This is a genomic window from Streptomyces griseiscabiei, assembly GCF_020010925.1.
Classification (GTDB): domain Bacteria; phylum Actinomycetota; class Actinomycetes; order Streptomycetales; family Streptomycetaceae; genus Streptomyces; species Streptomyces griseiscabiei.
Genome location: NZ_JAGJBZ010000001.1, coordinates 1,090,285 through 1,110,629 on the forward strand (window position 1 = coordinate 1,090,285; position 20,345 = coordinate 1,110,629).

General features: G+C 70.5%; 18 protein-coding genes and 1 tRNA gene. 12 read left to right on the top strand and 7 right to left on the bottom strand.

Features of this window, described 5'->3' with window-relative positions; genetic code table 11:
* Positions 1–201: 201 nt before the first annotated feature.
* Complete coding sequence (locus J8M51_RS04685) at positions 202–1,815, bottom strand: beta-N-acetylhexosaminidase (protein WP_216591514.1); 1,614 nt, start codon at positions 1,813–1,815, stop codon at positions 202–204.
* 103 nt (positions 1,816–1,918) lie between these two features.
* Between J8M51_RS04685 and J8M51_RS04690 the strand changes: the two genes are divergently transcribed.
* A complete protein-coding gene (locus J8M51_RS04690; RefSeq protein ID WP_086755702.1) occupies positions 1,919–2,794 on the top strand; it encodes a DUF4429 domain-containing protein in 876 nt (291 codons plus the stop codon).
* 34 nt (positions 2,795–2,828) lie between these two features.
* Here J8M51_RS04690 and J8M51_RS04695 read toward each other — a convergent pair whose 3' ends face one another.
* Positions 2,829–4,412, bottom strand: a complete 1,584-nt coding sequence (locus tag J8M51_RS04695; RefSeq protein ID WP_256964630.1) for a purple acid phosphatase family protein — start codon at positions 4,410–4,412, stop codon at positions 2,829–2,831.
* Between the two features lie 186 nt (positions 4,413–4,598).
* Between J8M51_RS04695 and J8M51_RS04700 the strand changes: the two genes are divergently transcribed.
* Both J8M51_RS04700 and glmS read left to right on the top strand, forming a co-directional pair.
* Positions 4,599–4,856, top strand: a complete 258-nt coding sequence (locus J8M51_RS04700) for a hypothetical protein (protein ID WP_086755700.1) — start codon at positions 4,599–4,601, stop codon at positions 4,854–4,856.
* A 27-nt stretch (positions 4,857–4,883) separates the two neighbouring features.
* On the top strand, positions 4,884–6,701 hold the full coding sequence (glmS, locus tag J8M51_RS04705; protein ID WP_086755699.1) for a glutamine--fructose-6-phosphate transaminase (isomerizing): 1,818 nt from the start codon (positions 4,884–4,886) through the stop codon (positions 6,699–6,701).
* A 225-nt stretch (positions 6,702–6,926) separates the two neighbouring features.
* On the opposite strand, the gene J8M51_RS04710 is transcribed toward glmS, so the two are convergent.
* The gene (locus J8M51_RS04710) at positions 6,927–7,457 is read right to left on the bottom strand and encodes a universal stress protein (protein WP_037703396.1); all 531 of its coding nucleotides are present in this window, start codon (positions 7,455–7,457) and stop codon (positions 6,927–6,929) included.
* 457 nt (positions 7,458–7,914) lie between these two features.
* Between J8M51_RS04710 and J8M51_RS46225 the strand changes: the two genes are divergently transcribed.
* From J8M51_RS46225 to J8M51_RS04730, 4 genes are all read left to right on the top strand, one after another.
* Positions 7,915–8,355, top strand: coding sequence for a hypothetical protein (locus J8M51_RS46225; protein WP_398855545.1), 441 nt, complete (start codon positions 7,915–7,917; stop codon positions 8,353–8,355).
* 378 nt (positions 8,356–8,733) lie between these two features.
* On the top strand, positions 8,734–9,963 hold the full coding sequence (locus J8M51_RS04720; protein WP_216591571.1) for a helix-turn-helix domain-containing protein: 1,230 nt from the start codon (positions 8,734–8,736) through the stop codon (positions 9,961–9,963).
* Between the two features lie 107 nt (positions 9,964–10,070).
* Positions 10,071–10,673: an oligoribonuclease gene (gene orn, locus J8M51_RS04725; protein WP_086761369.1), complete on the top strand. Its 603-nt coding sequence runs from the start codon at positions 10,071–10,073 to the stop codon at positions 10,671–10,673.
* A 126-nt stretch (positions 10,674–10,799) separates the two neighbouring features.
* Positions 10,800–10,872 (top strand) — tRNA-His (locus tag J8M51_RS04730).
* Between the two features lie 72 nt (positions 10,873–10,944).
* Here the strand turns inward: J8M51_RS04730 and J8M51_RS04735 are convergent.
* The 3 genes from J8M51_RS04735 to J8M51_RS04745 all read right to left on the bottom strand — a co-directional run bounded on the left by J8M51_RS04735 (position 10,945) and on the right by J8M51_RS04745 (position 12,893).
* The gene (locus tag J8M51_RS04735) at positions 10,945–11,433 is read right to left on the bottom strand and encodes a hypothetical protein (protein ID WP_086761367.1); all 489 of its coding nucleotides are present in this window, start codon (positions 11,431–11,433) and stop codon (positions 10,945–10,947) included.
* A 78-nt stretch (positions 11,434–11,511) separates the two neighbouring features.
* Positions 11,512–12,354: a serine/threonine protein kinase gene (locus J8M51_RS04740; RefSeq protein ID WP_086761365.1), complete on the bottom strand. Its 843-nt coding sequence runs from the start codon at positions 12,352–12,354 to the stop codon at positions 11,512–11,514.
* Positions 12,355–12,560: 206 nt separating this feature from the next.
* Positions 12,561–12,893 (bottom strand): hypothetical protein, encoded by a 333-nt coding sequence (locus tag J8M51_RS04745; protein WP_086761363.1) that lies wholly within the window; start codon positions 12,891–12,893, stop codon positions 12,561–12,563.
* Between the two features lie 159 nt (positions 12,894–13,052).
* Between J8M51_RS04745 and J8M51_RS04750 the strand changes: the two genes are divergently transcribed.
* On the top strand, positions 13,053–13,358 hold the full coding sequence (locus J8M51_RS04750; protein ID WP_086761361.1) for a GntR family transcriptional regulator: 306 nt from the start codon (positions 13,053–13,055) through the stop codon (positions 13,356–13,358).
* Positions 13,359–13,747: 389 nt separating this feature from the next.
* Here J8M51_RS04750 and J8M51_RS04755 read toward each other — a convergent pair whose 3' ends face one another.
* The gene (locus J8M51_RS04755) at positions 13,748–14,803 is read right to left on the bottom strand and encodes a LacI family DNA-binding transcriptional regulator (protein ID WP_216591577.1); all 1,056 of its coding nucleotides are present in this window, start codon (positions 14,801–14,803) and stop codon (positions 13,748–13,750) included.
* Positions 14,804–15,367: 564 nt separating this feature from the next.
* Here J8M51_RS04755 and J8M51_RS04760 point away from each other — a divergent pair.
* The 4 genes from J8M51_RS04760 to J8M51_RS04775 all read left to right on the top strand — a co-directional run bounded on the left by J8M51_RS04760 (position 15,368) and on the right by J8M51_RS04775 (position 20,295).
* On the top strand, positions 15,368–16,723 hold the full coding sequence (locus J8M51_RS04760) for an ABC transporter substrate-binding protein (RefSeq protein WP_267298982.1): 1,356 nt from the start codon (positions 15,368–15,370) through the stop codon (positions 16,721–16,723).
* Between the two features lie 14 nt (positions 16,724–16,737).
* Entirely contained in the window at positions 16,738–17,742 is a 1,005-nt protein-coding gene (locus tag J8M51_RS04765; RefSeq protein WP_267298983.1) for a carbohydrate ABC transporter permease, read from the top strand.
* 10 nt (positions 17,743–17,752) lie between these two features.
* Positions 17,753–18,670: a carbohydrate ABC transporter permease gene (locus tag J8M51_RS04770; RefSeq protein ID WP_216591687.1), complete on the top strand. Its 918-nt coding sequence runs from the start codon at positions 17,753–17,755 to the stop codon at positions 18,668–18,670.
* 179 nt (positions 18,671–18,849) lie between these two features.
* Positions 18,850–20,295: a GH1 family beta-glucosidase gene (locus J8M51_RS04775; protein WP_086763187.1), complete on the top strand. Its 1,446-nt coding sequence runs from the start codon at positions 18,850–18,852 to the stop codon at positions 20,293–20,295.
* The last annotated feature ends 50 nt before the right edge of the window (positions 20,296–20,345 follow it).

Below are 20,345 nucleotides of genomic sequence, written 5' to 3' on the forward strand. Positions count from 1 at the left end.
CCGTCGCCTGTTCGTCCGCGGCCCGGTGGGGCTTCTCGCGCAGTTCCCCGCGCCCCTGAAAAAGCAGGGGCTGCGCCCCGTGCTTTTTCAACGGCCCGCAGGGGCCGTTGCCTTCAGGGGCGCGGGGAACTGCGCGACCAGCCCCCACGCACCGGCACCCGCCGACGCACCCGCAACCCCCCACCCCCTACCGCGCACCCCTTACCGCGCCGCAGGCCACGGCACCCCCGGCGCCCGGAAGTACCCCACCCCCATCGCCTCCCACCGCGAAGCCTGCGCGGCGAGCCGCCCCCGATACCCGTCCCACCCGAGCGCGCCCCTCGGCGACCACCCCAACTCCGCAACCCCCGGCAGCCGAGGAAACACCATGTACTCCACATCCGCCGAGGAGACGATCGTCTCGGTCCACAACGGCGCCTCGACCCCCCGCACAGCCGCCGCCGGCACCCCCGCCAGATACGCCCCCGGATCCCAGTCGTACGCCCGCCGCACATCCACGTACCCGGCCCAGTCGAGGCCCAGCGGCGTGTCCTTGTCGTACTTCATGTCGAGATAGATCCGGTCGGCCGGCGACAGAACGACCCCGGTCCCGTTCCGCGCGGCGGCGGCGACCCGCTCCTTCTCCTCCGCCTCCGTGCTGTCGAGCCCCCAGTACTGCGCGAGAGCGCCCCGCGCGGGGGTCGCCCCGGTCAGCTGGTGCCAGCCGACGACGGTCTTCCCGTACCGCTCGACGACGGGCTGCACCCGGTCCATGAACTTCACATAGTCCTCGTGGCTGGTGGAGTGCGCCTCGTCCCCGCCGATGTGCAGATACCGCCCCGGCGTGAGCGCGGCCAGCTCCCGTACGACGTCGTCCACGAAGTCGTACGTCACGTCCTTGTCGACGCACAGGGAGCTGAACCCGACCTCGGTCCCGGTGTAGAGCGGCGGCGCGACCCCGTCGCAGTTCAGCTCGGCGTAGGACGCGAGGGCCGCGTTGGTGTGGCCGGGCATGTCGATCTCGGGGACGACCTCCAGATGGCGCGAGGAGGCGTACCGGACGATCTCCCGGTAGTCGTCCTTGGTGTAGAAGCCGCCGGGGCCGCCGCCGACCTGGGTGGAGCCGCCGTACGTCGTCAGGCGCGGCCAGGAGTCGACGGCGATGCGCCAGCCCTGGTCGTCGGAGAGATGCAGATGCAGCTTGTTGAACTTGTACAGCGCCACCTGGTCGATGTACCGCTTGACCTGGTCCACGGTGAAGAAGTGCCGGGAGACGTCCAGCATCACACCGCGCCAGCCGTAGCGCGGGGTGTCCTTGATCGTGCCGCCCGCGACCAGCCAGGGGCCGGGCTGCACGGAGTCCTTCTCGACGGCGGCGGGCAGGAGTTGGCGCAGGGTCTGCACGGCGTGGAAGAGCCCGGCGGGCGCGCGGGCGGTGAGGGTGACACCGGAGTGCCCGCTCTCCAGCCGGTAGCCCTCCTGGCCGAGACCCGTCTCCCCGGGGGCCAACCGCAGGCGGATTCCGGCCTCCTGGCGCTCGGTCAGCGGCAGCCGGTACCCGGTCGAGGGCCGCAGTATCCCGGCGAGGTACTCCCCCACCCGGCGCACCTCGGGCCCGCCGGACACGACGATGCGCGCGTCGCTCCGCAGCCGGTACGGCGAGCCGTCGGCCCGCACCGAGGCGGGAGCCGGAATCACCCGCCCGAGCGGAGTCGTGGCGGTGTCGGCGCCGGAGTCGGGGTTCTCGGACACGGGTGCGGCTCCCACGGAGAGGATCCCGGCCGCCACGAGCAGCAGCGAACCGAGAAGGCGGGTCGATCGGTGGCGCGGTCTCACAAGGTGCTCCCTTCCACAACCGAACGGACGACACCACCATCCCCGCAAGAACCCCTTCAGGTCTAGACCATCTCACCCACCGACCGATGGAACAATCCCTGTCATGGCGGAAATCCTCCAGCGGGACGGCACATGGACCTTCGACGGCGACACCCTGCGGCTGACCCCGGGCCGCGACAAGAACGTGAGTCTGCTCCGCAAGACCCTCGGTGAACTCTCCGTCCCGCTGGGCGCGTTGGCGGGCATCTCCTTCGAGCAGGGCAAGAAGTCGGGCAGGCTGCGGCTGCGGCTGCGCGACGGCTCCGACCCGCTGCTCCAGGCGACCGGCGGCCGGCTCGCCGACTCCAACGACCCGTACCAGCTGAGCGTCGACTCCGACTGGTACGGCGTCGCCGAGTACTTCGTGGACGAGATCCGCAACGCGCTGCTGCTGGACGAGGTGCCGACCGACGCGGTGGACACCTATCTGCTGGCCGGCCCGGCGGTCCCGCTCTCCGTCTCCGCCGGGGACGGCACCGCGAGCTTCGACGGCGACCACGTACGCCTGGAGTGGAACTGGAAGACGGAGGACTCCAAAGCGGCGTCCGGGGCGCGCACACTGTCCCTGGCGGACATAGCGGGCGTCGAGTGGCAGCCCTCGGTCGGCCTGGAGAACGGCCACCTCCGCTTCTCCGTGCGGAACGCGCCGACCAAGGCGCCGCCCAAGTACGACCCCAACTCCGTGGAGCTGTGGGGCTTCAAGAAGGACCCGCTGATGGCCCTGGTCGCGGCGGCCGTGCAGGCGCGGCTCCCGCATCCGGCGGCCCCCGTGCCCGGGCGGCTGCCCCCGCCGGCCGCGGACCGGGCCACGCCCGCCCCCGAGGAGGACCACGACGCCCTGCTGCGCCGTCTGCGCGAACTGGGCGACCTCCACCGGTCCGGGGTGCTCACGGACGAGGAGTTCACCCTGGCCAAACAGGCGGTCCTCAAGCGCCTGTGACACGCGTGAGGACCGCCCGTACCGAGGGGTGGGGTCACTTGGCCCGGCGCGCCACCGTGAAGTGGTCGACCTGCGCGCCGGTCTCGGCGATGCCGCGCACGGTCAGCGTGGCGTAGTGCCCCTTCGGCGCGGGCTTCACGTCCACCCGCAGGAAGGAGTAGTCGAGGTAGCGCACCCGCGACCAGGCGACGGTCTCGTTCTGCTTGCCGTCCTTCACGTTGATGTACGAGGAGACCGACTCGACCTCGTTCTCGTGGCCCTCGTAGGACAGCGGGGCGCTGAAGGCGTAGAGGCTGCGGCCGGCCGCGCCCGCCGTGACATAGACCACGCCCTCGGTCTCCGGGTACGCCGTGCCGCCGATCGGGAGCTTCTTCCTCACCGCGCCGCCCTTGATGACGTCGGTGCGCTCGTACTGGTGGTTGTGGCCGTTGATGACCAGGTCCACCGAGTACTTCTCGAACAGCGGCACCCACTCCTGTCGCACGCCGCCTTCCGAGGCGTGCGCCGTGGAGGTGCAGTACGCGCAGTGGTGGAAGAAGACCACGACGAAGTCGATGTCACGGGAGGCGCGGAACTTCTTCAGCCGCGCCTCCAGCCACTTGGTCTGGGTGCCGCCGGAGATGCCGAGGTTGGCCGGGATCTCGAAGGAGATGTCGTTGGCGTCGAGGGAGATGACGGCCGTGTTGCCGTAGACGAAGGAGTAGACGCCCGGCAGGTTCTTCCGGTCGGGGCCGTTGTCGGGGAGGTTCCAGCGGGCCTCCTCGCCGCCGTAGCCGTTGGGCGAGTACCAGGCCTCCATGTCGTGGTTGCCGTAGGCGGGCATCCACGGCACGGACTTGGCGACGGACTCGGTCTGGGCCAGGAACTGGTCCCACACCCGGGAGTCGAAGCCGGTGTCGGCGGTCTTGCCCTGCCCGGCCGGGTCGGCGTAGGCGATGTCACCGGCGTGCAGGTGGAAGGCCGGGTTCTGGCCGAGCAGCAGGCTGTTGTTGGCGAGGCCGTGGTAGCCGACGCCCTCGTCGCCGAAGGCGGTGAAGGTGAAGGGCGCCTTGTGGGCGGGGGCGGTGATGAAGGTGCCGAGGGTGCCCAGCAGACGCGGCTCGGCCGGGTCGAAGCCGGCGTGGCCGACCCCGTAGTAGTAGGTCCGGCCCGGCTTGAGGTGGGTCAGCTCGGCGTGGACGTAGTACTGCGTGTGATCGCCGCTCGCGCCGACGCCGGCCGGGGTGAAGAGGGTGCGGACCTCGGCGTCGATGCGGCGGGAGAGGTCCTGCGGGTGGGCGCCGATCCGGATGAACGGCTTCTTCACGGCGACCGGGACCTGCCAGGAGACGGTGACCTCGGTGCGCGGGTCGTTGCCGAAGGCGAGGTGACGGCCGAAGGGGGCGACGAGGGAGCCGTCGACGCGCTCGGTGCTCGTACGGGCCCGGGTGGGGACGGAGGTGCGGAGCGCGGCCGGGGTGGCGGCCTGGGCCGTGGCCGGCACGAACGCGCCGCCCGCGACGGCGCCGAGCGTGACGGCGCCGCCTCTGATCATCGAGCGGCGGGAGAACGTGGAGCGCAGGTACTCGTGCTGCTCGGCCATGCTCATGCGCTCGGCCAGCTGCTCGGGTACGCCCATACGAGGAATGTCCATGACGTCCGAAAGTCGTCGCCTCAGGCGACGGGATGCGGACCGCCGGATGGACAGCTCACGAACAGGCCCTCATAACACATTCAACGTTCCCCCAAGGGTCAGTAACAGCACCCTGCCCGATATCGGGCAGATTTCTTGCGTAACCCTCTCCCTTCCCCCAGGATCTACCGAGTGCACGACGAACTTGTTGATCATTTGACGCGGTCCTCACCCCTCAGCCGGGGCGAGGCACTGCGGGTGGTCCAGGACGTGCTCGCCTACTTCGACGAGACGACCGAGGAGTTCGTCCGTCGCCGCCACCGCGAGCTCCAGGCCCAGGGCCTGGTCAACGCGACGATCTTCGAACGCATCGAGGCGGACCTGAAGTACCGCGCGGTCGCGCCGCCGGAGCTCACGCTCAGGCAGCTGCGCCGCATCGTCTACGGCTGAACATCCACGACTAGGGGATACGTATATATGTGCGGGATTGTCGGTTACATCGGCAAGCGCGATGTGGCGCCGCTGCTCCTGGAGGGCCTGCAGCGCCTGGAGTACCGGGGCTACGACTCGGCGGGCATAGTGGTCACCTCGCCCAAGACGGCCGGTCTGAAGATGGTCAAGGCCAAGGGCCGCGTCCGTGACCTGGAGGCCAAGGTCCCCGCGCGCTTCAAGGGCACCACCGGCATCGCGCACACCCGCTGGGCCACCCACGGCGCCCCCTCCGACGTCAACGCGCACCCGCACATGTCGGCCGACAGCAAGGTCGCCGTCGTCCACAACGGCATCATCGACAACGCTTCCGACCTGCGGAAGAAGCTCGAAGCCGACGGCGTCGAGTTCCTCTCCGAGACGGACACCGAGGTCCTCACCCACCTCATCGCCCGCTCCCAGGCCACCACCCTGGAGGAGAAGGTCCGCCAGGCGCTGCGCATCGTCGAGGGCACGTACGGCATCGCCGTCATGCACGCCGACTTCAACGACCGCATCGTCGTCGCCCGCAACGGCTCCCCCGTCGTGCTCGGCATCGGCGAGAAGGAGATGTTCGTCGCCTCGGACATAGCGGCACTGGTCGCCCACACCCGCCAGATCGTCACCCTCGACGACGGCGAGATGGCCACCCTCAAGGCCGACGACTTCCGCACCTACACCACCGAGGGCACCCGCACCACGGCGGAGCCCACCACCGTGGAGTGGGAGGCCGCCTCGTACGACATGGGCGGCCACGACACGTACATGCACAAGGAGATCCACGAGCAGGCCGACGCCGTGGACCGCGTGCTGCGCGGCCGGATCGACGACCGCTTCTCCACCGTGCACCTCGGCGGCCTCAACCTGGACGCCCGCGAGGCGCGCCAGATCCGCCGCGTGAAGATCCTCGGCTGCGGCACCTCGTACCACGCGGGCATGATCGGCGCCCAGATGATCGAGGAGCTGGCCCGTATCCCCGCCGACGCCGAGCCGGCGTCGGAGTTCCGCTACCGCAACGCGGTCGTCGACCCCGACACCCTGTACATCGCCGTCTCCCAGTCCGGCGAGACGTACGACGTGCTGGCGGCCGTGCAGGAGCTGAAGCGCAAGGGCGCGCGGGTGCTGGGCGTGGTGAACGTGGTCGGCTCCGCGATCGCCCGTGAGGCGGACGGCGGCATCTACGTCCACGCGGGCCCCGAGGTCTGCGTCGTCTCCACCAAGTGCTTCACCAACACCACGGTCGCCTTCGCCCTGCTGGCGCTGCACCTGGGCCGCACCCGTGACCTCTCCGTCCGCGACGGCAAGCGGATCATCGCGGGCCTGCGCAAGCTGCCCGCGCAGATCGCCGAGATGCTGGAGCAGGAGGAGGCGATCAAGAAGCTGGCCCAGGAGTACGCCGAGGCCCGCTCGATGCTCTTCATCGGCCGCGTCCGGGGCTACCCGGTGGCCCGTGAGGCCTCCCTGAAGCTCAAGGAGGTCTCCTACATCCACGCGGAGGCCTACCCCGCCTCCGAGCTGAAGCACGGCCCGCTGGCGCTCATCGAGCCCGCCCTCCCGACGGTCGCCATCGTCCCCGACGACGACCTGCTGGAGAAGAACCGCGCCGCGCTGGAGGAGATCAAGGCCCGCAGCGGCAAGATCCTCGCCGTCGCCCACCGCGAGCAGGAGAAGGCCGACCAGACGATCGTCGTCCCCAAGAACGAGGACGAGCTGGACCCGATCCTGATGGGCATCCCCCTCCAACTCCTCGCCTACCACACGGCGTTGGCGCTGGGCCGGGACATCGACAAGCCGCGCAACCTCGCCAAGTCGGTGACGGTGGAGTAGCGGTCCCTCCTCAGGAGAGACGAAGACGGACCCCCACGTGATGCCACCCATCACAAGGGGGTCCGTTCCATGACGCCGAGGGTCGCCCAACCTCCCCGCGCCGCTGCCAACTACCGTGGCCGTCACACCACTCGGTCCGGCATCACGCGGGTTATGCCCTTCACAAGGACACAAACACCCCTACGCGCCAGTAGACTTACGGGTTTCCGAAAGTCGTCCCGAAGGTCAGGGAATGACGATGACGGGCCGCTGCGCCCGCTTCGCGAGCCGCCCCGCGACCGACCCGAAGAGCCGCCCCACGAGCCCGTGCGTCGACCCGACGACGATCGCGTCGGCCTCGTACTCCCGTCCCACCTCTTCGAGTTCGTGGCAGATGTCGCCACCGCGCTCGACGAGGATCCAGGGCACTTCGGCGAGATAGTCGGCGCAGGCCAGCTCCAGCCCGAGCACTTCGGTCCGGTGGTCGGGGACGTCGACGAAGACGGGTGGCTCGCAGCCGGCCCACACGGTCGTGGGCAGCCGGTTGGCGACATGCACGATGATCAGGCCCGAGCCTGAGCGGCGGGCCATGCCGATGGCGTACGCGAGGGCGCGCTCACTGGACGTCGAGCCGTCGAAGCCGACGACGACGCCGTGTTTGAAGGCGGGATCGCAGGAGGGGCGTGTCTCTTCCGCCGCAAGGGGCTCGGCCGCCGTGTGATCGGCGACGGGCCGCCGCTTGCGGTCCGCGGAGTCGAAGAATTCTTGACCGGCCATGGGTGTCTCGGCGTTTGGATCCTCGTGTGGGACGACGTGGATGGGACGTCAGTGTGCGGCGGAGCCGTGTCCGGGAATCATCTTCCCAACCCCATACCCCCAAGGGTACGACCGCACGCCTCCTCCGCCCAGATCCCGCACCGGCTGCGCGGGGTTCCAGGGAGCATGCACGAGCACCGCCCCGTAACGCAATGGTTGCTGCCCCGTACAGCCGGTTTCCACAGCCGTACGCGAGCCGTACGTGCGCGGGGGCGGCACTGCCCCCGCACAGGTCCGCATACTCACCGCGTTCCAGGGCAGCCGAGCCGCTGTACGCCTCGCCTCGCCTCGCCCCGACGGCAACCCGATCGAGGGGCGTACGCAACACAAGCAACACCGGCAACACCAGTGACCGACGGGTCGAACACGCGTTGAACCCTCGTAAGCCGATCCCGAGGGAGCCAGGAGGGAGCCCGCAGTGTCCGCACCCCGCACAGCGCCCCGCGTCGCGCCCCAGTCCGCCCCCGAACCCGTAGCCCGAGCCGAAACCCGAGCCGCCGAGATCCCCCCGCCCTCGGCCCCGGTCCCGCCCTCCGCCGCTCCCGCTCCCGTCTCCCCCTCCGCCCCCGCCGAGACCGCCACGGACGTGGTCCGCTGGGCGGCCTTCAGCTGCGTCCTGGTCCCGGTGGTCCTCGTCTGGTACGGCACCTCCCTCGCCGGCGCGACGGGCGCCGCCCTGGGCCTCGCCGCCGTCACCGGCGTCTGCCGCGTCCTGCTGCGCCAGTCCGAACGCGGTGCGGCACGGGCCGCCCGTTCGATGGCCGAAGATCGCACCCCCCGGCACGGCCGACGCGGACGCTCCGCCTCCGGGGCGCACAGGGGCGGACGGAACTCCGGCCCGAGTACGCCGGTCGACTGACCGGTTTCCGCGCACACCCCCGTATCTTTTCAGCCAACTTCGGCCACCTGCACATCCCTTGGTCGAACACCCCTCCACCCCCCGTTCGACCTGCACTGAAAGGGGTCCAGGGGCCGCGCGCACCCTACGTGGACCGGCCACTGGGACGAGGCGTACTTCCCTGCACGGCCCACGAGTGCAACGCTTCGTGATCGAATGCTTCACGCCAAGTTGCCATGTCGACAATGTGCCGGATGCCGAACTGGTCACGCCGGCACCACGGGACACAGTAGATTCGATCATGACTGTCTTATGGCGGGGGACTCGTGCAGGACCAAGGGGAAACGTGCAGGAGCGACACAACCGAGGAGCCGCGACCACCGAGGGGGGCTTAGCAGTATGAGCCACGACTCCACCGCCGCGCCGGAAGCCGCGGCCCGGAAGCTGTCCGGGCGACGCCGCAAGGAGATCGTCGCGGTGCTGCTGTTCAGCGGCGGTCCCATCTTCGAGAGTTCCATACCACTGTCGGTGTTCGGGATCGACCGCCAGGACGCCGGCGTACCGCGCTACCGCCTGTTGGTGTGCGCGGGCGAGGAAGGCCCGCTGCGGACCACAGGGGGCCTGGAACTCACCGCACCGAACGGCCTTGAGGCGATCTCGCGGGCGGGCACGGTGGTCGTGCCCGCATGGCGTTCGATCACCTCACCGCCGCCGGAGGAAGCGCTCGACGCACTGCGCCGAGCGCACGAAGAGGGCGCCCGCATCGTCGGGCTGTGCACCGGCGCGTTCGTGCTGGCCGCCGCCGGACTGCTCGACGGCAGGCCCGCGACGACACACTGGATGTACGCGCCGACGCTGGCCAAGCGCTATCCGTCCGTCCACGTCGACCCACGAGAGCTCTTCGTGGACGACGGCGACGTACTGACATCGGCCGGCACCGCGGCCGGAATCGATCTCTGTCTGCACATCGTGCGGACGGACCACGGGAACGAGGCGGCAGGGGCCCTGGCCCGTCGTCTCGTCGTCCCACCACGCCGATCGGGCGGCCAGGAGCGCTACCTCGATCGGTCTTTACCAGAGGAGATCGGCGCCGACCCGCTCGCCGAGGTCGTCGCCTGGGCGCTGGAGCACCTCCACGAGCAGTTCGACGTGGAGACGCTCGCGGCACGGGCGTACATGAGCCGGCGTACGTTCGACCGCCGGTTCCGTTCGCTCACCGGGAGCGCTCCCCTGCAGTGGCTGATCACCCAGCGGGTGCTGCAGGCGCAGCGTCTGCTGGAGACGTCGGACTACTCGGTGGACGAGGTCGCGGGGCGCTGCGGCTTCCGTTCGCCGGTGGCGCTGCGCGGGCACTTCCGGCGGCAGCTGGGCTCGTCCCCGGCGGCGTACCGGGCGGCGTACCGGGCGCGGCGTCCGCAGGGCGAGAAGCACAGCGACCACCACCACGACGGCCCGCACGGCGTCCCGGGGCCGTCCCCGGTGTCGCAGGAGCACGCGCCGGTGCCGCTCCAGGCCCGGCGCACGGCCGCGGCGAGCGCCCTGGCGCCGTCGGCGTCCCTCTCCACGGAGGGCGCCAAGCCGGAGCTGTACGCGACGGGCCGCCTGCCGGGCCAGCGCAGCGCGCCGTAGCCCGCACGGCTGTATGACGTACGGCCCGGTCCCGCACCCGATCACCCTGTGATCACCCTGGTGCAGGACCGGGCCGTACGGCTGTCACGGGCCGTAAGGTGAGACACATGAACGATCGCATGGTGTGGATCGACTGCGAGATGACCGGCCTCTCGCTGTCCGACGACGCGCTCATCGAAGTGGCCGCCCTCGTCACCGACTCCGAGCTGAACGTGCTCGGTGAGGGTGTCGACATCGTCGTCCGCCCGCCGGACTCCGCCCTGGAGACCATGCCGGAGGTGGTGCGCACGATGCACACCGCGTCCGGCCTCCTCGACGCGCTGCCCGGCGGCACGACGCTGGCCGACGCGGAGGCGCAGGTCCTGGCGTACGTCCGGGAGCACGTGAAGGAGCCGGGCAAGGCCCCCCTGTGCGGGAACTCGGTGGGCACGGACCGGGGCTTCCTCCTCCGTGACATGCCGGCCCTGGAGAGCTACCTCCACTACCGCATCGTGGACGTCTCCTCCGTCAAGGAGCTGGCCCGCCGCTGGTACCCGAGGGCGTACTTCAACAGCCCCGAGAAGAACGGCAACCACCGGGCCCTCGCCGACATCCGCGAGTCCATCGCCGAGCTGCGCTACTACCGCGAGGCGATCTTCGTCCCCCAGCCCGGCCCCGACTCGGACACGGCCCGCACGATCGCCGCGAAGCACGTCCTGCCCGCGGGGTGACCCTGCCGCCGGGGCCCCGACGGGCCCCGAACGCCCCCGCCTAAACGCGTGCGCGGGCACCCCTTCGGACCCTGTACACTTTTTCTCGGCCGGTCGGTGAAACCTTCGGACGAACCGCCGGTCATGGTGGGTGTAGCTCAGCTGGTAGAGCACCTGGTTGTGGTCCAGGATGCCGCGGGTTCGAGTCCCGTCACTCACCCTGAGGAACGAGCCCCGATCTGGGAGACCAGATCGGGGCTCGTTCGCGTATCGGGGTCTGCCGGGGCGGGACTCAGCAGGTGTCGTAACGCCAGACGGCGGCCTCGCGGGCCCACTGCTCCCGCTTCTGGTCGAACTTGGGCGTGCCGACGCCGTACGAGACGCGTGCCACATCGCCGTCCGTCTCGTTCACCTCGAACCGCTTCACCTCCTTCGGCTCGGTGTCACCGATGGCCCGCCGGGTCTGGTCGGCCCGTTCGGTCAGTACGGCCATGCCGGCGCGCGTGATCTGCTTCTGGCAGCGGGCGGTGAGCATGCCGAAGGCGGTGTCGGGCCGGTTCGCGAAGTAGGCCGCGGTGTACTCACGGACGGCCGTTTCGAGAGCGGCCCTGTCGGCGGCGTCGATGCCGGCGGCGGTCTCGGCCGGAGTGGGTGTGCCGCTCGGCTTCCCGGCCCCGGCGGACGGTGTGCCGTCGGCTCCGCCCGGCTCGCTGTCGGACGTACAGGCCGCGAGCGTCGTGAGAAGCGCGGTGGCGAGTAAGACGGTGACACGGGTGCGCATGGTCCCCCCTGGGATGATCGGTGTGCGGAGGGCATCGTGACATGTCGTGGCGGCGGCACGGCTCAGCGGCACCGCCCCTCAGCCGTGCCACGCTTCCGCGAACTCCCGCACTCCCGCGAACCGTTCGGCGGGGTCGGGATGCGTGGCCCGCTCCAGGACGCCCAGTTGAGCGCCCGTACCCCGCCAGGCCCGCTCCTCGTCCCCCGCGTCGAGCAACAGCCGGGCGGTGCGGCCCAGGGCGTGGACCGTGGTGCGGGAGTCGATCGTCGCGCCGCGCTCGAACTCCTCCGGCGCCATGAACCGGGTGGACCCCGGGAGCCGCTCGGCGTCCAGCACGAAGGGGCCGGGGCGGTACTCGTCGAGGTCGATGAGACGCGTCTCGTGTGCCGTGAAGTCGTACAGCAGCGCCCCGTCGTAGAGATCCACGGCGACGTATCCGGCGGCCTGGACGGCGAGATGGGCGTCGAGAACGCGGGCGAAGGCCGCCTCGATCCGGGCGACGGGCAGCGCCCGGAAGCGGACCATCGGACTGCCGGGGACCGTACGGTCGCCTCGGCCGCGCTCGGCCGGGTCGTACAGCACCTCCCCCTCCCGCCAGGGCATGACCACGGCGAACCCCTCCCCGAGGGCGATCCGGTGCACCTGCGGGACGATCACCGGGTGCCGCACGGCTCGGTGAAACCCCCACGCCCGCTCCAACGACCGCAGCCCCGCCCCGCCGACGGCCGTCTTCACGAACCACCGCTCGTCGCGGCCGTGCAGCCGCACCCCGTAGGCCGTGCACCCGGAGTCCTGCTTCCCGAACGTCCGGAAGACTTCGCCGACCCGGGCCAAGTACGCCTCCAAGGGGCCCTCGACCCGGTCGGCGCCCAACAGCGGGTGGGTGCCCGTGTGTTCCGCACTACCTCGAAGCTTCTCCATGAAGGCCAGGCTGCCAGCAGCCACAACGGGTGCGCTGCCGGAGAAGCCCGGGCGTCAGGCCTGCCGCTACAGCCTCCCTCCTCTCCCCTCTCGACCGCGCGTTGCGCCTGGCGACGCCTTCGCTCAGCGCTTCGGCCCGGGTCACGGGCGTGAGCCGGTCCGGTCGCGCGGCGGTCCGGGGCGACTGGGTGGCTCGCACGGGCCCATCACGCCACCACCTCCGCACCGATCACATGCCCATCGAGATCGATCCCGAAGTCCGCCGCGAGCACCAGCGCGAGCCTCCGCCGGGCCTGCCGTTCCTGCTCCCGCTCGGCCTCGACGACGTACGGCCGGACCGCGACGGTGGCCCCTCCGTCGAGCGGGCCGTGGAGCCCGTACGGGGATCGCGGGGCCGGGAGCCGCTGCGGGGCCGTGGCCGCCGTATGCGGGCGGCGGGCCGGCGGTGATACGGCGGGGCGGGAAGCGGCCCGCCGCCTGCCCGTGCCGGGGGCTACGACGCCCAGGGCCCACCGCACGAACGCATGGATAATGCTCACTGTCGTCAGCTCCTTCGAAGCTGGTGGCCATGCCCCCGGACGTTCGCCGCGTCGCGGGGGTCTTCTCGTGTCGGTGCCGACGTTAGCGCAACCTGGTCATGCCCTGCCATGGCATGACACAGAAGGACGCTGTTTTCCATGGGCACATACGGTCTAGCCATGGTGGACATCCCGAAGGGCTACGGCCCGGACGCCGAACTGGACGCGGAAGCGGCCGACCCCCTGTACCTGCAGCTCGCCGCAGTCCTGATCGCCCGGATCGAGAACGGCGCGTACCCGCTGGGCCGAGCCGTGCCCGGTGTCGACCGGCTGATGCAGGAGTTCGGCATCGCTCGCGGGACCGCACGCAAGACGCTCGTGCTGCTGGCCGAGATGGGATACGTAAGAACGGTCGTCGGCAAGGGGTCGTTCGTGATCGAACGGAAGGCCGTCGAGTCAGCCAAGGACGACGAATCCACCAACTGACGTTGTCTCTCCCCGGTGGCCGAAGGCCGGCCGGCGAGTCGGTGGTACGCGTTCACCGCAACCGTGGCCTCATGCGGTGGACGCGACCGGCGCAGTCGTGGGTCGACCACCGAGGCGTGAAGGCGGGCTGAACACTCCTCGCTGGGGCCGGACTCCAGTTCCCGGCACCACAACAGCGGGGACAGCGGCGACTCGGTGTCGGCCGGTGCGCGTGCCCGGTCAGGAGCCGTCGATGTCAGTGCCGGCCCGTAGCGTGGTGACATCACATTCGCGTTGCTGGCTGCGCGCGGCTGGTCGAAGGCGGGGCTCGGGCCGTGATGCAGGTCCGGGCCCTTCCTGCTGCCCACCGCGAGCGGGGAGTTGCGGAGCGGACTCACCCGGTCGCGCGTTCATGAGGAGTCCCGCGCCACCAGCTCCGTAGGCAGCACCACCTGCCGCCGTTCCAACCCCCTGGACACCGCCGGCCGGCGGTCCGCGATCTCGTCGAGGAGGAGGTCGATCATCGCGCGGCCCATCTCCTCTATGGGCTGGCGGACGCTCGTCATCGGGGGGTCACTGTGGCGGGCGATGGCCGAGTCGTCGTAGCCGACGAGGGCCACGTCGTCGGGTATGCGGCGGCCGGCCTCGCGGAGGACCTGGCGGGCGCCCGCAGCCATGACGTCGGACTCGGCGAAGACCGCGTCGAGGTCGGGGCAGCGGGCCAGGAGTTCGGTCATGGCACGCCGGCCGCCCTCCTCCGTGAAGTCGCCGGGGGCGATCAGGCGCTCGTCGACCTCGCGGCCGGCGTCCTCCAGGGCGTCCCGGTAGCCGACGACGCGCCGCTGGGCGCCGTAGACGTCCAGGCGCCCGGTGATGGTGGCGATCCGGGTGCGGCCCCGCGCGATCAGGTGCTCCACGGCCGAGCGACCGCCGCCGTAGTTGTCGGAGTCGACGGAGGGCAGGGTTTCGTGTTCTGAACGCGGGCCGCTGATGACCGCCGGGATTTCCAGTTGTGACAGCAAATCGGGGAGCGGGTCGTCGGCGTGGACCGAGACCAGCAGGACACCGTCGACGCGGTGCGCGGCCAGGTACTGGGCCAGGCGGCGGCGCTCCCGGTCGCTGCCCGCGAAGATCAGCAGGAGCTGCATCTCCGTCTCGGACAGCTGGGCGCCCACGCCCTTGAGGATGTCGGAGAAGTACGGCTCGGCGAAGAAGCGGGTCTCAGGCTCGGGGACCACCATCGCGATCGCATCGGTGCGATTCGCCGCGAGGGCGCGGGCCGCCGTGTTCGGGACGTAGCCCAGCTCCGCGACGGCCGCCTCGACCGCCGCGCGGGTCGCGTCGCTGACCCGGGGCGAGCCGTTGATCACCCGGGACACCGTCCCCCTGCCCACACCGGCCCGTGCGGCGACCTCTTCCAACGTCGGCCGCCCACCGCTCCGGCCCCGTGCTCCGTGGCCTGCCACCATGGTCGCCTCCCGTTCACACCGCGCTGGCGTGGAATCTAACAGTCCTGATCCTCGTACGACGTCCGGGAAGGAGTCCCGGGAAGGAGTCAACCGGGTGCGCCCGCCCTCGGTGACCCCCGGGGCCGGCCGGGCACCCGGGTCCCGGTCCGGCCGGCGCCACCGGCCGGTTACACGAGTCCAACGGTCCGGCGGCGCCCGCCTCCGGGCCCGGCCCCCTCCCCGCCGGGCTCCGAAACCCCGCCCACGCCCGGCCCGCGCCCTGCCCGAGCCCGGCCCGCATCCCTCCCCTGCCCCGCCCACACCCGACCGTTTCCGGGCATGCCCGGCGCCGGCCCCCGGGTTAGTTAACAGCCCGATAACCGAAGACATCTCTCCGCGCTCGCTCCCTTGACACCCCCGCACGAACCGACGACTCTTCAACACATCACTCGTGGGAGCGCTCCCACAGTACCTGGCACTTACACATCCCGCACGTTCCCCGCCCGAGCCGCAGCATGAACGAATGGGCCCAACAACGCAGTTGGCCGGGGGGTCGGCACGTCAGGGCATCAGGAGGACGCAATGCGAGCACGTACCCTCCCGCACTCCCGGCTCCGGTCGGGCGGGGGCACCCGTAGCGCCCGCAGGGCGGTCGCCATCGCGGCCGTCGCCGCGCTGGGCGCCGGGCTGCTGGCCGGCTGTGCCGACGACGGCAAGGACGAGGACAGCTCGTCGTCGGACGGCGGTGGCGGTGGCAAGACCAAGATCACCCTGGGGCTCTTCGGCACCGCGGGCTTCGAGGAGTCCGGGCTGTACAAGGAGTACGAGAAGCTCAACCCGGACATCGACATCGAGCAGACCGTCGTGGAGCGCAACGAGAACTACTACCCCGCGCTCCTCAACCACCTGACGACCGGCAGCGGTCTCCAGGACATCCAGATGATCGAGGTCGGCAACATCGCCGAGATCGTCCAGACCCAGTCGGACAAGCTGCTCGACCTGTCGAAGTACGGCAAGAAGAGCGACTACCTGGAGTGGAAGTGGCAGCAGGCGACCACTTCCGGGGGACAGACGATCGCCGTCGGCACCGACGTCGGCCCGATGGCCATCTGCTACCGCAAGGACCTCTTCGAGGCGGCCGGTCTGCCCACCGAACGCGACGAGGTCAGCGCGCTGTGGGCGGGCAGCTGGGACAAGTTCGTCGAGACCGGCAAGAAGTACAAGGCGAAGGCGCCCAAGGGCACCACCTTCCTGGACTCCCCCGGCGGTCTGCTCCAGGCGATCCTCAGCGGTGAGAAGGACCGGTTCTACGACGCCTCGGGCGAGGTCATCTACAAGACGAACCCGGCCGTCAAGACCGCCTTCGACCTCACCGCCGGGGCCGCCGAGGACGGGCTGATCGGCAACCAGACGCAGTTCCAGCCGGCCTGGGACACCACGATCGCCAACAGCAAGTTCGCCGCGATGTCCTGCCCGCCGTGGATGCTCGGCTACATCAAGGGCAAGTCGAAGCCCGAGGCGGCCGGCAAGTGGGACATCGCCCAGGCGCCGAAGTCCGGCAACTGGGGCGGCTCCTTCCTGTCCGTGCCGAAGAGCGGCAAGAACGCCGAGGCGGCCGCGAAGCTGGCCGCCTGGTTGACCGCGCCGGAGCAGCAGGCCAAGCTCTTCGCCGTACAGGGCAGCTTCCCGAGCACCCCGGCCGCCTACGACTCGACCGCGGTGAAGGACGCCAAGAACGACATGACCGGTGACGCGCCCATCGGCCCGATCTTCGCCCAGGCCGCCGAGAACATCCCGGTCCAGACGATCGGCCCGAAGGACCAGATCATCCAGCAGGGCCTGACCGACAACGGCGTGATCCTCGTGACCCAGGGCAAGTCGGCCGAGGAAGCGTGGAAGAACGCCGTCAAGACCATCGACAACGCACTGGACAAGTGACCGGAATGACCGGTATGCCCACACGGCACGACACCGCCGCGCCCCCCACCGAGGGGGGCGCGGCCCCGGCCCGCAAGGCCGCGGAGCCCGCGGCCGAGGAGCGTCGCCGGGCCCGGCTGTCCCGCCGCTGGCAGCGGGACGTGCGCTGGAGCCCGTACGCCTTCGTCTCCCCCTTCTTCCTGCTGTTCGTCGCGTTCGGCCTGTTCCCGCTGCTCTACACCGGCTGGGCCTCGCTGCACGCGGTGGAGCTGACCGCGCCCACCGACATGAGCTGGGTGGGACTGCGCAACTTCACCCGGATCTTCGACGACGAGTTCTTCTGGAACGCGGCGCAGAACACGCTGATCATCGGGGTCATCTCGACCGTTCCGCAGCTGATGATGGCGCTGGGCATCGCGCACATCCTCAACTACAGGCTGCGCGCCTCGACCTTCTACCGGGTCGTCATGCTCGCCCCGTACGCCACCTCGATCGCCGCCGCCACCCTGGTCTTCGTGCTGCTCTTCGGCCGCGACTACGGAATGATCAACTGGTTCCTGGGGATGCTCGGCTTCGACCACATCGACTGGCAGAACGGCGAGTGGTACTCGAAGATCGCCGTGTCCACCATCGTCATCTGGCGGTGGACCGGCTACAACGCGCTGATCTACCTGGCGGCGATGCAGGCGATCCCTCAGGACCTGTACGAGTCGGCGGCCCTCGACGGTGCCAGCCGCTGGAAGCAGTTCCTCCATGTGACGCTGCCGTCGCTGCGCCCGACGATCCTCTTCACCGTCGTCGTCTCGACCATCGGCGCCTCCCAGCTCTTCGCCGAACCCCTGCTGTTCGACGCCAACAAGGGCGCGTCCGGCGGCTCCCAGCACCAGTTCCAGACGCTCGGCCTCTACCTGTACGAGCAGGGCTGGGTGAACCAGCACCTGGGCCGCGCCTCCGCCATCGCCTGGACGATGTTCCTGATCCTCATCGTGGTCGGAATCATCAACTACGTCATCTCGCGCCGGCTGCGCGCCAGTAGTTAGGAGACCGGCCGTGACGACGACCATGACCAAACCCCCGGCCGACGCCGTGCCCGAGCCGCCGAAGAACGGCGGGCGCAGGCGTGGCCTCAAGGCGGCGCGGGCGGGCGGGCAGCATCACGCGGGCCCCGTCGCCTACATCATCCTCATCGTGTTCACCCTGGTGTCGGTCTTCCCGTTGTTCTGGACGGCGGTCGCCGCCTCCCGGGACAACGCGCGGCTGGCGGACACCCCGCCGCCGTTCTGGTTCGGCGCCAATCTCTTCGACAAGCTCGAAGTGGCCTGGAGCGACGCCAATCTGGGTGAGGCGTTCCTCAACACGACGATCGTGGCGGGCGTTTCGTCGCTGACGATCGTGGTCCTGTCGACCATCGCCGGGTTCGCCTTCGCCAAGCTGCGGTTCCGGGGCCGGGGCGCTCTGATGCTGATCGTGATCGGCACGATGATGGTGCCGCCCCAGCTCCAGGTGATCCCGCTCTACATGATGGTCGCCAAGCTCGACTGGACCGACCAGTTGCAGGCGGTGATCCTGCCGTCGCTGGTCAGCGCGTTCGGTGTGTTCTTCATGCGGCAGTATCTGCTCCAGGCGCTGCCCGACGAGATCATCGAGGCGGCCCGCGTCGACGGCGCGAGCAGCTGGCGGGTGATCTGGCATGTGGTGTTCCCGGCCGCGCGGCCCGCGATGGCCGTGCTGGGCATGCTGATGTTCGTCCAGACCTGGAACGACTTCCTGTGGCCGTTCCTCGTCCTGACCCAGCTGGGCAATCCGACCGTGCAGGTCGCGGTCGCCGGTCTGGGCCGTGGCTACACCCCCGACCAGGCCCTCATCATGGCGGGCGCGCTGCTGAGCACGCTGCCGCTGCTCCTGGTCTTCGCGATCTTCGGCAAGCAGATCGTGGGGGGCATCATGCAGGGCGCGGTGAAGGGGTGACGGGCTGACCGCCCGGCAGCACCCCGGCATCACCCCACCGCCACCCTCGCCGCCGCCCTCGGACACCTCGCGGTTCCACCGCGGGCCGGGTCATCGCCGCCCCGGCCCGTCCCTCCCGCCTGTTCCACTCCCCCCACCCACCTCCGTCGGTCTACCCGACCACCTATGGGAGCGCTTCCATGCCTGAACCCGTGAACCCGGTCACCCCGGTGACCTTTCCGCCCGCCTTCCTCTGGGGCGCGGCCACCTCCGCGTACCAGATCGAGGGAGCGGTGCGCGAGGACGGCCGTACGCCCTCCATCTGGGACACCTTCAGCCACACCCCGGGCAAGACCGCCGGTGGTGAGACCGGTGACATCGCTGTCGACCACTACCACCGCTACCGCGACGACGTGGCGCTGATGGCGGACCTGGGCCTGACCTCGTACCGCTTCTCCATCTCCTGGTCGCGGGTGCAGCCGACGGGCCGGGGCCCGGCGATCCAGCGCGGGCTGGACTTCTACCGGCGGCTGGTCGACGAACTGCTGGAGAAGGGCATCAAGCCGGCCGTCACCCTCTACCACTGGGACCTTCCGCAGGAGCTGGAGGACGCGGGCGGCTGGCCCGAGCGGGACGTCGTGCACCGCTTCGCCGAGTACGCGCGGATCGTGGGCGAGGCGCTGGGCGACCGGGTCGAGCAGTGGATCACCCTCAACGAGCCCTGGTGCACGGCGTTCCTGGGCTACGGCTCCGGGGTGCACGCGCCGGGCCGTACGGACCCGGTGGCGTCGCTGCGCGCGGCCCACCATCTGAACGTGGCGCACGGGCTGGGGGTTTCGGCGCTCCGCTCGGCGATGCCGGCCCGCAACTCGATCGCGGTCAGCCTGAACTCCTCGGTGGTCCGGCCGGTCACGAACGCGCCCGAGGATCTGGCGGCGGCCCGGCGGATCGACGACCTGGCGAACGGTGTCTTCCACGGGCCGATGCTGCACGGGGCGTACCCGGAGACCCTGCTCGCCGCCACCTCCTCGCTCACGGACTGGTCGTTCGTGCTGGACGGCGATCTGGCGACGGCCAACCAGCCGCTGGACGCGCTGGGGCTGAACTACTACACGCCCACGCTGGTGGGCGCCGCCGACGCCGATCTCCAGGGCCCCCGGGCGGACGGCCACGGGGCGAGCGCGCACTCGCCGTGGCCGGGCGCGGACGACGTCCTGTTCCACCAGACGCCGGGCGAGCGCACGGAGATGGGCTGGACCATCGACCCGACCGGGCTGCACGAGCTGATCATGCGGTACGCGCGGGAGGAGGCCCCGGGGCTGCCGCTGTACATCACCGAGAACGGCGCCGCGTACGACGACAAGATGGACGCGGACGGCCGGGTCCACGACCCCGAGCGCATCGCCTACCTCCACGGCCACCTCCGGGCGGTCCGGCGCGCGATCGCCGAGGGGGCCGACGTCCGGGGCTACTACCTGTGGTCCCTGATGGACAACTTCGAGTGGGCGTACGGCTACGGGAAGCGGTTCGGTGCCGTGTACGTCGACTACGCCACCCTCACCCGTACGCCGAAGTCGAGCGCGTACTGGTACGGGCAGGCGGCGAAGACGGGGGCGTTGCCGCCGCTGGCGACGTCCTCGGCGTAACGGACTCCGGGCTAGGGGCAAGGGGCAACGGACCACTGGGCCGGGGGCTG